Below are 12,771 nucleotides of genomic sequence, written 5' to 3'. Positions count from 1 at the left end.
TATGAAGGAAACAAGTTTGTTGTCGCAAATGGAACAGTACGCTTTACAATATCGGGTTCCCATCATTAGTCCGGCTGGGGCAAGTCTTTTGGTAGAAACAGTGAGGCGGCGGCGGCCTTCCTCAGTATTGGAGATAGGAACGGCCATCGGCTATTCTACCTTATTGATTGCTGCTCAGTTACCGTCTCAGGCAAAAATTGTGACGATAGAGCAAAATCCGGAGCGAGCGAGGTTAGCCCGGCAATATCTAAGACAAGCTGGTAAATTAGACCAGGTGACTATTCTTATCGACGATGCGGGAGAGGCAATACCACGCTTAGACCGTACTTTTGATTTTGTTTTTATTGATGCGGCTAAAGGACAGTATCTTGATTATTTGCAAAAGGTAGTGGATAAGTTAATGGCGCGAGCCGTTGTTATTGCCGATAATATATTCTTTCGCGGGTTAGTAGAAGAAAATATGGAACCGCCCCGCCGCTATCGGACGATCGTAAAACGATTGCGGCAATATATTGATTTTGTTACTATGGATCAACGTTTTATAACCGATTTCTATCACGTTGGTGACGGTATCGCCGTTTCGAACTATCAAGGAGAGCGCAGACAGTGAAAAAACCTGAATTATTGGCACCGGCCGGCAACTGGGAAAAAATGAAGATGGCGTTGCTCTATGGTGCCGATGCTGTATATCTAGGCGGAAAATCATTTGGGTTAAGGGCTTTTAGCGATAATTTTTCCGCAGAGGAAATGCGGAAAGGAGTCGATTTTGCCCATCATCTCCGCAAAAAAGTATATATTACTGTAAATATTTTTCCCCATAACGACGATTTGGCGGAACTTTCCGGATATCTTCGTTTCCTCAGGGACTGCCAGGTGGATGGAATTATTATCGCTGATTTGGGCGTATACCGGATTGCCCATGCAGTAGTACCCGAATTACCCGTCCATGTCAGTACGCAGGCAAATAACACGAATTGGTCGTCGGTACTATTCTGGCAGGAACTTGGCGTGCGCCGGGTTGTTCTTGCCCGGGAACTGTCATTGTCGGAAATAGCAGCTATCCGGGACAAAGTGAGTGTTGAACTGGAGGCTTTTGTCCATGGCGCGATGTGCATTTCTTATTCCGGGCGCTGCCTGCTGAGTAATTATCTGGCGGAGCGCGATTCCAACCGAGGTGAATGTGCTCAGCCTTGCCGCTGGAAATACTCTTTGACGGAAGAAAAGCGACCGGGACAATTTTTCCCTATCGCGGAAGATGAACGCGGCAGTTATATTTTTAATTCAAAGGACTTATGTTTATTGCCTTATTTGCCTGAGCTTATTCAAAGTGGGCTGAACAGCTTTAAGATTGAAGGGCGAATGAAAAGCGTGCATTATGTAGCCACTGTGACTAAAGTGTATCGCGAAGCTATTGATGCGTATATGGAGGCTCCCGATAAGTTTGCAGTACGCCAAGAATGGTTGGAAGAGTTGAATAAGATTTCTCATCGTGCTTATACCAGCGGATTTTATTTTAAGCAAACCAGTAAGGATGATCAGATTTATGGCTCTTCCTCTTATACACAAACCCATGATTTTGTCGGTTTGGTGCAGACGTATGATCCGTTGACCGGGATGGCTGACGTTGAACAGCGCAACAATATGAAAACAGGTGAAACCATTGAGGTGATGCAGCCCGGTCAGCCTAATTTTACTCAGGTTATCAGTAAAATGCAGGATCCCGCGGGAAATACTATGGCAGTGGCGCCGCATCCCCAGCAGCTTGTCAGGATGCCTATGGGCCGGCCGGTGGTTAAATATGCGATGCTACGGCGAAGGGTGCAATAAAATATGACGGAAAAAATTTATATTCAGGTCGAGCCTCAAGTGATAAATTATGTGAATCGGATTATGGAGGGATATGAATATTTAGGGGTAGTTAGTACTGTGAATAAGGCAGAGGGTATCCTTTTGGTCAGAGTTACACCGGACACAGCTGGAGAAGTGAAGGAAATTTTAAATCATCTGGCAGTGAAGATTACCTATTTTGATTCCGACACGGATAGGTAGAGTGCTGGAGTGAACTACCGATGTTCATCACTAGGCGGCAGCTATTTTCTAACATGACAATGTGTAAAAATCCCCTAAACAGCCAACAATAGTAGTGAATGTTTGTTGAAAGGCTGTTTGGGGTGAGTCGGCATGGAAAGATTACGTATTGGCAAACTGTTGCTTTTTTTTCTGCTCATTAGTACATTGTTGATTGGGCGGTTGTTTTATCTACAAATTTTTACCGGTCAGAGGTTAGCGGTTTTAGGGTTAAGCAGCCGGGTGCAGGAAATTCCGGTGGAGGTCGCCAGAGGAGAAATTGTTGATCGAAACGGCGTACCCCTAACAAACACAACCCAGCGTTTCAGTATCGTTGTTTTTCCGGCCCAGGTACAGGATATGAATACCACAGCCGGCAGTCTGGCGGATATTACCGGTCAGGACCCGCAGCGTATCGCCGCTAGAATTTCCGAACATGGCTCGCCATTTAAACTTAAGACGGATATTGATTTGTTAACTGCAAAAAAAATTAATGGATTAAATATCCCGGGAGTGGTAGCAGTCACTGAAAAGCTGCGCTACGGTTATAGTTCGTTGGCAGCTCATATAACCGGCTATATCAATACGGCCGACAATAAAGGAGTCAGCGGTATTGAGGCAATGTATGATGATGTGCTTAGGGGAAATCAGCCGGAATATGCAGCTGCTTTGGTTGACGCAGGTCAGCAGATTATTCCCGGCTTAGGATATAAAAGAATGCGGTTCTTAAATGGCAGCGGGCCCAATAATGTAGTCCTCACTCTCGATACTCATATACAAAAAATAGTGGAAGAGTCTATGGACCGTCACATGAAAATGGGTGCGGTTATTGTTTTACGTTCATCAACAGGCGAGGTTTTGGCTATGGCATCTCGGCCAAATTTTGATGCCAATTATATTGATGAGTATCTTTCGCATGATTCTGCTCCCTTGCTTAACCGTGCCGTGTCAGCCTTTCAGCCGGGGTCGGTCTTTAAGCTGGCGGTAGCAGCGGCTGCATTAGAAAATGAATTGGTACGGCCTAATGAAATATTTTATGATCCCGGGTATATTGATGTAAATAAATTACGCTTTAATGGCTGGGATTTTGATCGCGGCGGTCGGGGACGTCTTACTTTTACTGAAGCAATGGCTTATTCCAGCAATCCTGTGTTTATTGAGGTCGGATTACGGCTGGGAGGGGAAAGACTGGTATCCTTTGCGCAAAAGTTAGGTTTTGGTCACCGTACCAAATTGGATTTTGACGGTGAGGCAGAAGGAAATTTACCTTCCCCGGAGAATCTTTATCCGGGAGAACTTGCAAATTTTGCAATCGGGCAGGGTACTTTGGAGGCCTCGCCAATACAAATGGCATCATTGGTTGCTACTATCGCCAATAATGGTGTAAAAGTGGATCCCTATCTGGTTGGCAAGATTACCAATTCTGCGGGTGTCGTGATTCATAATGATCATGTTTCCCAGGGCACTCGGGTTTTATCGAAGCAGACCGCTAAAGAAATTCGGGAAATGATGACGGCAGTAACTCATTATGGAACCGGACAGGCAGCTTATGTGGAAAATTATGGCTCGGCAGGTAAGACCGGCTCAGCGGAAACCGGGCGGCAGAATAGCAGGGGGCAGGGAATTAATCATGCTTGGTTTGCCGGGTATGCGCCATTGAATAATCCACAATATGTTATGGTTGTGCTTGTAGAGGAAGGGATGTCAGGTGGTGATGTAGCCGCGCCGATCTTCCGGGAAATCATGACTGCAATTTTATCCCAATCATAATAGGCAGTACGCAGGAACAGTTTAGCACCAATCAGCCGGAGAAAGTTCTTCATGTTGGTTACATAGAGCTGCAAGAGCTCGAAACGGGGGCGGTATTTTTGGAATATCTTTCGTTAGCAAACGCAGCGGTACAGATAGCGAAACGAATGGGCAGCTATGCAGCAGAGGCATATGTGCTGGACGCAAAATCCCTGACGATCGAAGTAGCTAATAATGAATTGGAAACGTTAAAATTTTCCGAGGACAGGGGGATAGGACTGCGGGTTATCTCGGATAGAGGTACTGTGGGATTTGCCTATTCCACTAATTTTAATCAATTGGGGGATTTGGCAGGTCAGGCACTGGCTAATAGTCAGTATAGCTTTACCGATCCATATCATGGATTACCGCAGAATGTTTCGACAAATTTTGAAATCCAGCTTTGGAATGAAACGATTGCTGCTGCCACAGTAGAAGAAAAAATAGAAATGGCAAAACAAATCGAGCAGTCGGCGCAAGCTGCCGATTCCCGGATTACTCGTACTGAGCGCTGCGGTTATGAAGATGCGGCATACGGGGTTGCTTTGGCCAATAGCAATGGATTGGCCCATTATTATCGTTCAGGCTATTGCGGGCTGTATGGAGTAGTGCTGGCAGAACAGAACGGTGATGTCCAGACTGGTACCGGACTCCTCTATACAAGAAATTTTGCGAAACTCAATCCCGAAGAAGTTGGTAAAGAAGCGGCCTGGAACGCCGGATTGCTGCTGGGGGCAAAAAGAATTCATACCGTTAAGGCGGCAGTGGTACTGCCGCCTTATATTGCTGCCAGTTTTTGTTCTGTCCTCATACCCGCTCTTTGTGCCGATTCCGTTCAAAAAGGGCGGTCAATTTTCAAAAACAAACTGGGTCAAAAAGTGGTTTCTTCCTTGTTTACCCTTACCGATGACGGAAGGCTGGCGGATGGAATTGCTACCTGCCCGGTTGATGGGGAGGGTGTTCCGACGGGAAAACATGATTTGATTATTGACGGGGTGCTGAATCAATATCTATATAATACGTATACTGCGAAAAAGGATGGCGTCAGCAGTACCGGAAATGGTATGCGCGGTTCTTTTAAAACTATGCCGGAGGTCGGCCCAACCAATATTTATATTCAACCAGGCACTACGCCCCGCGAGAAATTGATCGCCGAGGTCCAAAACGGATTCTATGTTACTAACGTTATGGGAATGCATACGGCAAATCCTATTTCCGGTGATTTTTCTGTCGGGGCTGCCGGTGTTTGGATCAAAAACGGTCAAATGACACAGCCAGTGCGGGGAGTTGCTATTGCCGGTAATATTTTAGATTTATTTGCAGGCATTGACGGGGTTGGGAACGATTTACGATTCTTCGGTGCAAAAGGCGCACCAACTCTCCGCCTTGATCGTGTGACCGTTAGCGGTAGTTAATACCGGACGGGAAAAACAAGAAGATATTCTAGGCAAAAAGCGAAAATTATGGTAGAATATAAAAGTTAATACATCAGTATGGAGTTGTGATAGTATGGGGGAAGATAGGCCGCGTATATTATTGATTCACGGGCCTAATTTGAATTTATTAGGGAAGCGTGAACCCCAGATTTACGGTACATTGACACTGGATGAAATCAACGCGAAGATTTTGCAGCAGGCACAACAACTGGCAATGGATATTGAAGTGATGCAAACGAATCATGAAGGGGTTATGATTGATCGTATTCAGCAGGCTGAGCCGGACGGGTTTGACTGTATTATTCTAAATGCGGCGGCTTTTACTCACTACAGCATTGCCGTGCGCGATGCGTTGGCGTCTATTTCTGTTCCTGCCATTGAAGTGCATCTGTCGAATATTCATAAACGGGAAGAATTTCGGCATCATTCCGTGATCGCACCTGTGGTTTACGGTCAGATCTGCGGATTTGGTGCCGATAGTTATATCTTGGCATTGGAGGAGGCGGCGCGAATTGTCCGCGGAGCATAATATAAAGCAGAGAATAGCGAGATTGCAATCATTTTTAAGCGAACAGCATTTAGATGGCATGATTATCAGCCGACCGGAGAATTGCCGGTATTTTAGCGGCTTTACCGGTTCCGCTGGCATGCTGCTGATTAGTAATTCGGCCACCAAATTGTTAACTGATTCCCGCTATACGGAGCAGGCGGAAAAGCAGACTCGCGGTTATGAAATCATTCAATATAGCAGCAATCCCTATGCGACGTTAGACAATGCAATTCAGCAATTGCAGCTGAAAAACGTAGGCTTTGAACAAGATTACATCACTTATGATGTTTTTAGCAAAATGAGGGCTATTCTGACAAAAGCGGTATTAGTACCGTCCAGGGTGAATCATTTGCGAATGGTGAAGGATGCCGATGAACTGGCCGCTATCAAAAAGGCGGTAGCAATTGCCGATGCTGCTTTTGAAAATATATTAACTTTTATCCGGCCGGATATGAGCGAACAGGATATTTCCTTTGAATTAGAATTTCAGATGCGCCGACTGGGTGCCGAAAAAATGGCGTTTGATATGATTGTTGCTTCCGGACAGCGGGGCGCACTTCCCCATGGAGCACCGTCAGCTAAGAAAATTGTACCGGGCGAAATGATTACTATGGATTTTGGCGCCGTATATCAGGGATATCATTCCGACATTACCCGGACAATAGTGGTTGGTCAGGCGACGCCGAAACAGCGGAAAATATATGATCTGGTTTTAGCTGCCCAGTTAACTGGCATTCAGGCAACCAGGGCCGGATTACTTGGTTCTGAAGTGGATGCCAAGGCTAGGCAGGTGATTGAGGCAGCCGGTTACGGTGACTTTTTCGGTCATGGATTGGGACACAGTGTAGGCCTTACCATTCATGAAGAACCAAGACTATCACCATCCAATACCGATACGCAGTTACGTGAAAACATGGTGGTTACCGTGGAACCTGGTATTTATCTGCCTGGATGGGGCGGAGTTCGAATTGAAGATACTGTGGTAGTTTCTGCTGCGGGATGTGAGGTTCTTACTGCCAGCAGCAAAGAATTAAAAGAAATTAATGGGTAATTGGAGGTTATAAAATGATTTCAAGTAATGACTTTCGTACCGGGGTAACGATTGAAATTGACAACGACGTGTGGCAAGTGGTGGAATTTCAGCACGTTAAACCCGGTAAAGGCGCCGCTTTTGTCCGCGCTAAGCTGAAAAATGTACGTACTGGTGCTGTTGTTGAACGTACCTTTAATGCCGGCGAAAAGGTGCCGAAAGCGCATATCGACAATCGTCCGATGCAATATTTATATGAAAGCGATGGCACATTTGTATTCATGGATAATGAAACTTATGACCAGATTGAGTTAAATGCGGAACAACTGGGAGATGCTACAAAATTCATAAAGGAAAATATGGATATTGCCGTAAACTTTTTCCAAGGAAATGTCATCGGGGTTGACATACCGAATTCGGTGGAACTGGTTGTAGTGGAAACGGATCCTGGAATTCGCGGCGATACCGCAACTGGGGGCAATAAAACGGCAAAATTGGAAACCGGCTATGTCGTTCGCGTTCCTTTATTTATTAATATTGGCGATGTGTTGCGCATTGATACTCGCAGCGGCGAATATATCGAAAGAGCATAGTTTTTTGGATACGTTAAGCACTCTCATTACTTTTTCAGTACTGAGAGTGCTTTTTTCTTAACCGGCCGGATAATGTTTTGAGGCTTGTTTGGGCATAATACCACTATCGCACTGAACATTGTTAAAGGAGGTTGTTTTTTTATGGGAAATATGAAAGAAAAAGTTGCCTACTTGCAGGGGTTGACCAGAGGTCTTAATGTTAGTGATACTTCTTCTGAAGGGAAACTACTGTTGAATATTGTAGATGTAATGGATGATATGGCAGAAGAATTCGACAATATGAACTCTGTACAGGAAGATTTGGGGAATTATGTAGAGACCATTGACGAAGATTTAACGGATTTAGAAGAAGAAATTTACGAAGAGACATATGAGGATGATGAATTTATTGAGGTAGAATGCCCATTTTGTCATGAAGCGGTGGCGTTTGAATCCGAACTTTTAGATGAAAAGGACGCTGTCGAAGTTACTTGCCCTCACTGCGGCGAAGTTGTTTATGACAATGCAATAGACGAGGATGATATTGATGTTAATGACAGTAGTGTCGAGAATGAATTTCGCCATGGTCTTCATCCTGGCATTTAGCGTTGTTGAATTAAAACGTGCAAGAAATCCTGGGTATCCGGGATTTCTTTTTTTTTTGCGGAAAAATAATTATGGCTTTTATCGATTTATTGTCATAAACTTTTTTCTGCTCCATATCTATGTAAAGAAAGGGGGGTGGAATATGACCAATATTATCAATATAATGGAAAATTATATCTATCCGGTACTTCCCCCGGTTCTGATTGCTGTTTTACGTAAGGTGCCGCTTGAGGTGATGAGCCAGTTGACGGAAATCCGTTTACGGGCAGAACGACCGTTATTGCTGGTATTAGGTGCTACGGATATGCTACTTGATAATAAAGGCTGCCCGGTTGCTGAACCGAACAAGGCGTTTTATTGCAGCAGAGAAGATATTCATCGCGCCCTGCAGCTTATCAGCAAAAATTCATTATATGCTTATGAGCACGAATTAAGGATGGGATTTATTACCATTAAAGGAGGGCATCGCATTGGTTTAGCAGGACAGGCTGTCCTGGATTATGAGCAGCTCAAGACATTAAACAACATTTGTTCTATGAATATTCGTCTGGCGAGAGAAATAAAGGGATGTGCCGACACCGTCCTTCCCTTTATTGTTGAAGGCAATAAGCGAGTCAGGAGTACTTTAATTATTTCTCCACCCCGTTGTGGTAAGACAACCATGTTACGGGATATAGTGCGGCAGATTAGCACAGGCAATATAAAATATAATTTTCCCGGACAGCAGGTAGGCTTAGTGGACGAACGATCAGAGGTTGCTGCTTGCGAAAATGGTGTTCCCACTGTTGATTTGGGACAACGTATTGATGTGCTGGATGGCTGCCCAAAAGCAACCGGTATGCTGATGTTAATTCGCTCTATGTCACCGGCAGTGGTTGTGACCGACGAATTGGGCCGGCAAGAAGATGCCGCTGCCGTGCGAGAGGCTTTAAATGCCGGCGTAAGTGTGATTGCGACAGTGCATGGACGGGATGTTGCCGAGGTGAAGGAACGTCCGTTTATCGGCCAACTGATTATAGAAAAATATTTTGAGCGCTATGTTGTTTTATGTAATAAACCGGTAATTGGTACGATAGCAGAGATTATCGACGCCAAACAAAATACAATTTTATTTCCGGAAAGAAGTGTGGTAAAGCAATGTGGCTAAAATTTTTAGGAAGCTGCCTGGTGCTGGCAGTTGGTACGACAATTGGGTTCCAGCTGGCAAAGCGTTGTATTGAACGTCCGCGTCAGATACGTCAGATTGCAACTTGTTTGGTATCGTTGAAGTCCTATATCAGTTATGCTTACTTACCGCTAGCGGAGGCTTTGCAAAAATGCACAACTGGAACACAAGGGGTCATTGCTGATTTTTTTCAAGCATTAGCGGCGCAGTTAGAGCAAAACGGTTGGCTGACTCCGCGGGAAGCAATGCAGCAAATCATGAAAGAGTATACGGAAAAATTAGCGGTAGGCCCAGCGGAGATAGAAATATTGCTGGTCATGGGTTCCAATCTTGGCAGTATGAATCGGGAAGAGCAGGTAAAATATCTGGATATGATTGAAGAGCAATTATTAAAAATTGAACAGCAGGCAATAGAAATTAGAAACCGGAATACCAAGATGTATCGTTATCTGGGAATTTGCGGCAGTTTAGCTGTCATTATATTGTTAATCTGATGAGGGAGGCAAAATGATGGGATTGGACCTATTATTTAAAATTGCGGGAGTAGGAATTTTAGTATCGGTATTTCATACTGCTTTAAAACAGGCAGGCAAGGAAGATATGGCGCATTTGTGTACCCTGGCCGGGTTTGCCATCGTTTTGTTGTGGGTCGTACAGCTGTTGGGCCGGTTATTTACTACAGTGCAGGATGTTTTCAAGCTGTTTTAAGGAGCATGCGCTATGGAAATCATTCAAATTATTGGGATGGGATTTGTTGTTACCCTACTTATCTTGATTATTAAACGGGATAAACCGGAAATTGCGGTACAATTAAGCCTTGCTCTAATTACAATTATCTTCTTGCTGATTCTTAATAAAATTAATGTTGTGCTTACTTTATTTCGTGATTTAGCCGAAAAGGCCAATATTAGCTCCATGTATTTGAACACCATTTTAAAAATTATTGGGATTGCCTATATTACGGAATTTGGCGCTCAGGTTTGCCGGGATGCCGGAGAAGGGGCAATTGCCGGTAAAATTGAATTTGCCGGTAAGGTTTTTGTAATGGTTATGGCCATACCGATCATCGCCCTGGTATTAGATACGATTATAAAATTGATTCCATAGGGTGGAATTTGAATGAAGTCATGTATCATTATAGTTTTATTACTGTTAACATGCTCGAATTTTGCTTGGGCGGCATCGGAAACAGAGGCGTTAGGGGATCAATTATTGGATAAATTGGCAATAGATGATGTAAATCAATTTATTAGTAATATTAATCGGGAACTTAACGAAAATATTCCTTTATTAACCGGCGCTGGTTTACGGGAAATTGCCAGCAAAGGATTGACCGTGAACTGGCAAAGTGTCTGGCAAACAATAGTAGCCCACTTATTTAAAGAATTGGCTACCAATATCCATTTGCTGGGTAAACTATTATTTTTAGCAGTACTTTGTGCTATGCTGCAAAATCTGCAAAATTCCTTCGAGCAGTCAGGAATATCCTTTCTGGCCTATGGAGTGTGTTACATTTTTCTGATTGTTATTGCTTTAAATGTATTTTATAATGCATTAACTTTGGCCCGGCAGACGATTGGCAATATGGTTGGCTTTATGGAAGCATTGCTGCCTTTGCTGATTTCATTATTGGCTGGCGTAGGGGCTGTGACGACTGCGGCTCTGTTTACCCCTTTGATGTTGTTCGTAGTTAGTTCCGTGAGCGTTATTGTTCAAGATGCTGTTTTGCCGCTGCTTCTGCTAACCGCTACCCTAGAGTGCGTTAATTACTTATCAGGAAAATATCGTTTATATAATTTAACCAGGTTATTTAAACAAACCGGCCTTATTATTTTAGGTTTTACTATGGTATCATTTATAGGCATTATCACCATTCAAGGAGTTGCCGGCAGTGTGGCTGACGGTGTAGCCCTTAGAACGGCTAAATTTGCCACGTCTACCTTTATTCCCGTAGTCGGAAAAATGTTTGCGGACACCGTAGAACTTGTGATGGGAGCTTCTTTGCTGCTTAAGAATGCCATTGGTATTTTTGGCGTAGCGACTGTCTTATTACTTTGTGCGTTTCCCTTGATCAAGCTTTTATCGCTTGTCTTGATTATTAAAGTTACGGGAGCGATCATCCAGCCAATGGGTGATGAAAAAATGGCGCAATGTCTTGATGCTATGGGCAATAATCTATTGTTGCTATTTGGTGCGGTATTGACGGTTGCTCTGATGTTTTTCCTTACGATCACATTGATAATCGGTGCTGGAAGTATTGCTATGATGCTGCGATAAAGCATTTGTTTATAGAGGTAGTCTGGATCGTGGCAAGTTGGGAGGAAGTTTGTGATCACTGCAATTTCCGCTTGGCTCAAAAACATTATTTTGGTCGTACTGTTTGCTTCCTTTTTGGAATTGCTGCTACCAAACAGCAGTATGCAGCGGTTTATCCGGGTCATTATGGGGCTGTTTATTCTGCTAGCTATCTTAAATCCTGCGATTGACATGATTCAAAATAAAATACAGCCAAGTGAAGTTTCTGCTATCAGTACCACGTCATCCAACTCTTCAGCCGCCAATATCACTAATACTCTTGTGGAGGAAAGAGAACACATCACCCATCAGTTGTATAAAAAGGAGTTAGCCAAGCAAATAAACGCAATCGTCATGGCGATTGACGGCGTGGCAGATGCCACTGCGGCAATTCGGATTGAAGAACAACCTGGCAGTAAACTGTCAGGAGCAATTCAGCATATTACCGTTTATGTTCAACCGGGAGTTGTCGGCGGTGAGAAGAAAGTTGCCAAGGTGATTATCGGGGACCCGGCAACAAATAGTGCTGAAGAGTTAAGCCCTCAGATAAAACAAAAAATTCAGCAGACAATTGCTGAATTATATCAACTGCCCAAAGATAAAATTGATGTACAACTTTTATATTGACATGGAGGAGGAGCGTCGATGAGTGGGTTGAGTACTTTTTTGACAAACGGAAGAAAACTATGGCCAAGTCAATTGTTGAAAGATGGGGTTTTAACCACACGAATGTTGTGGTTAGGTATCATCGGAGTACTGCTTATCGCGGCCGGCAGTTTATTTGACAGTCAAAACATTAAGCCGATTCCGGAAACTGCCAGTGACAGCCTAAAAAGCTCTCCTATAGTAAATACAAGAAGTTATGAAGAGAGCTTGGAAGGGAAATTAGCTAATATATTATCCCAGGTTAAGGGTGCGGGAACCGTAACCGTGAATATCACCCTGGAGAATGGCAGCACCCAGGAACATGCCAAAAATATTGTCAGGGAGAGTAAGGTTATCCAGGAAAAGGATACTTCCGGCGGCGTAAGAACTACCACTGAGACGAAAGAAAATGAGCAGATACTATTAAGCAAAGAAAATGGTGTGGATAAGCCGGTAATGGTAAGGGAGATTAAACCAGTGATAAAAGGTGTATTGGTAATTGCCGAAGGTGCATATGATTCTACTGTAAAGGTTAATCTTACCAAAGCAGTAGAAGCAGGATTAGGCGTGCCTTCTTATAAAATTACGATATTACCGCAAAGAAAGTGAGGTAAGTG

General features: G+C 43.9%; 16 protein-coding genes. All 16 read left to right on the top strand.

Annotation, left to right across the window (positions count from 1 at the left end):
• Position 1 precedes the first annotated feature (1 nt).
• Positions 2–610: an O-methyltransferase gene (locus ABFC84_07415; GenBank protein ID MEN6412577.1), complete on the top strand. Its 609-nt coding sequence runs from the start codon at positions 2–4 to the stop codon at positions 608–610.
• Complete coding sequence (locus ABFC84_07410; GenBank protein MEN6412576.1) at positions 607–1,827, top strand: U32 family peptidase; 1,221 nt, start codon at positions 607–609, stop codon at positions 1,825–1,827. The genes ABFC84_07415 and ABFC84_07410 overlap by 4 nt, the downstream gene beginning before the upstream one ends.
• 3 nt (positions 1,828–1,830) lie before the next feature.
• Complete coding sequence (locus ABFC84_07405) at positions 1,831–2,049, top strand: DUF4911 domain-containing protein (protein ID MEN6412575.1); 219 nt, start codon at positions 1,831–1,833, stop codon at positions 2,047–2,049.
• A gap of 132 nt (positions 2,050–2,181) precedes the next feature.
• Positions 2,182–3,837, top strand: a complete 1,656-nt coding sequence (locus ABFC84_07400; protein ID MEN6412574.1) for a penicillin-binding protein 2 — start codon at positions 2,182–2,184, stop codon at positions 3,835–3,837.
• A gap of 98 nt (positions 3,838–3,935) precedes the next feature.
• The gene (locus tag ABFC84_07395; GenBank protein MEN6412573.1) at positions 3,936–5,270 is read left to right on the top strand and encodes a TldD/PmbA family protein; all 1,335 of its coding nucleotides are present in this window, start codon (positions 3,936–3,938) and stop codon (positions 5,268–5,270) included.
• Between the two features lie 94 nt (positions 5,271–5,364).
• On the top strand, positions 5,365–5,820 hold the full coding sequence (aroQ, locus tag ABFC84_07390; protein MEN6412572.1) for a type II 3-dehydroquinate dehydratase: 456 nt from the start codon (positions 5,365–5,367) through the stop codon (positions 5,818–5,820).
• Positions 5,804–6,892: a Xaa-Pro peptidase family protein gene (locus ABFC84_07385; protein MEN6412571.1), complete on the top strand. Its 1,089-nt coding sequence runs from the start codon at positions 5,804–5,806 to the stop codon at positions 6,890–6,892. Before aroQ ends, ABFC84_07385 begins: the two co-directional genes overlap by 17 nt.
• Before the next feature lie 14 nt (positions 6,893–6,906).
• Positions 6,907–7,464, top strand: coding sequence for an elongation factor P (gene efp / locus ABFC84_07380; protein MEN6412570.1), 558 nt, complete (start codon positions 6,907–6,909; stop codon positions 7,462–7,464).
• Positions 7,465–7,605: 141 nt separating this feature from the next.
• The gene (locus ABFC84_07375) at positions 7,606–8,049 is read left to right on the top strand and encodes a CD1247 N-terminal domain-containing protein (protein ID MEN6412569.1); all 444 of its coding nucleotides are present in this window, start codon (positions 7,606–7,608) and stop codon (positions 8,047–8,049) included.
• Positions 8,050–8,191: 142 nt separating this feature from the next.
• On the top strand, positions 8,192–9,196 hold the full coding sequence (spoIIIAA, locus tag ABFC84_07370) for a stage III sporulation protein AA (protein MEN6412568.1): 1,005 nt from the start codon (positions 8,192–8,194) through the stop codon (positions 9,194–9,196).
• On the top strand, positions 9,187–9,708 hold the full coding sequence (locus ABFC84_07365; GenBank protein ID MEN6412567.1) for a hypothetical protein: 522 nt from the start codon (positions 9,187–9,189) through the stop codon (positions 9,706–9,708). The genes spoIIIAA and ABFC84_07365 overlap by 10 nt, the downstream gene beginning before the upstream one ends.
• 16 nt (positions 9,709–9,724) lie before the next feature.
• Entirely contained in the window at positions 9,725–9,922 is a 198-nt protein-coding gene (spoIIIAC, locus tag ABFC84_07360) for a stage III sporulation protein AC (GenBank protein ID MEN6412566.1), read from the top strand.
• A gap of 12 nt (positions 9,923–9,934) precedes the next feature.
• Positions 9,935–10,321 (top strand): stage III sporulation protein AD, encoded by a 387-nt coding sequence (gene spoIIIAD, locus ABFC84_07355; protein MEN6412565.1) that lies wholly within the window; start codon positions 9,935–9,937, stop codon positions 10,319–10,321.
• A gap of 12 nt (positions 10,322–10,333) precedes the next feature.
• A complete protein-coding gene (gene spoIIIAE, locus ABFC84_07350; GenBank protein ID MEN6412564.1) occupies positions 10,334–11,491 on the top strand; it encodes a stage III sporulation protein AE in 1,158 nt (385 codons plus the stop codon).
• 51 nt (positions 11,492–11,542) lie between these two features.
• Positions 11,543–12,136 carry a stage III sporulation protein AF gene (gene spoIIIAF, locus ABFC84_07345; protein MEN6412563.1) on the top strand — a complete coding sequence of 198 codons (594 nt, stop codon included), beginning with the start codon at positions 11,543–11,545 and terminating at the stop codon, positions 12,134–12,136.
• Between the two features lie 18 nt (positions 12,137–12,154).
• The gene (locus ABFC84_07340) at positions 12,155–12,763 is read left to right on the top strand and encodes a hypothetical protein (protein ID MEN6412562.1); all 609 of its coding nucleotides are present in this window, start codon (positions 12,155–12,157) and stop codon (positions 12,761–12,763) included.
• Positions 12,764–12,771: the final 8 nt, after the last annotated feature.

Source organism: Veillonellales bacterium (genome assembly GCA_039680175.1).
In the GTDB taxonomy this organism is placed as follows: Bacteria; Bacillota; Negativicutes; order JAAYSF01; family JAAYSF01; genus JBDKTO01.
Note: the sequence above shows the minus strand (reverse complement) of the source record. Positions and strands in the feature narration are given on the sequence as shown.

What these genes read in the sequence shown, in the direction of transcription:
- spoIIIAD (MEN6412565.1), top strand. Translation starts at nt 9,935, where the DNA reads ATGGAAATCATTCAAATTATTGGGATGGGATTTGTTGTTACCCTACTT.
- ABFC84_07365 (MEN6412567.1), top strand. Translation starts at nt 9,187, where the DNA reads ATGTGGCTAAAATTTTTAGGAAGCTGCCTGGTGCTGGCAGTTGGTACG.
- spoIIIAC (MEN6412566.1), top strand. Translation starts at nt 9,725, where the DNA reads ATGGGATTGGACCTATTATTTAAAATTGCGGGAGTAGGAATTTTAGTA.
- ABFC84_07400 (MEN6412574.1), top strand. Translation starts at nt 2,182, where the DNA reads ATGGAAAGATTACGTATTGGCAAACTGTTGCTTTTTTTTCTGCTCATT.
- ABFC84_07405 (MEN6412575.1), top strand. Translation starts at nt 1,831, where the DNA reads ATGACGGAAAAAATTTATATTCAGGTCGAGCCTCAAGTGATAAATTAT.
- spoIIIAE (MEN6412564.1), top strand. Translation starts at nt 10,334, where the DNA reads ATGAAGTCATGTATCATTATAGTTTTATTACTGTTAACATGCTCGAAT.
- efp (MEN6412570.1), top strand. Translation starts at nt 6,907, where the DNA reads ATGATTTCAAGTAATGACTTTCGTACCGGGGTAACGATTGAAATTGAC.
- aroQ (MEN6412572.1), top strand. Translation starts at nt 5,365, where the DNA reads ATGGGGGAAGATAGGCCGCGTATATTATTGATTCACGGGCCTAATTTG.
- ABFC84_07375 (MEN6412569.1), top strand. Translation starts at nt 7,606, where the DNA reads ATGGGAAATATGAAAGAAAAAGTTGCCTACTTGCAGGGGTTGACCAGA.
- ABFC84_07415 (MEN6412577.1), top strand. Translation starts at nt 2, where the DNA reads ATGAAGGAAACAAGTTTGTTGTCGCAAATGGAACAGTACGCTTTACAA.
- spoIIIAA (MEN6412568.1), top strand. Translation starts at nt 8,192, where the DNA reads ATGACCAATATTATCAATATAATGGAAAATTATATCTATCCGGTACTT.
- ABFC84_07340 (MEN6412562.1), top strand. Translation starts at nt 12,155, where the DNA reads ATGAGTGGGTTGAGTACTTTTTTGACAAACGGAAGAAAACTATGGCCA.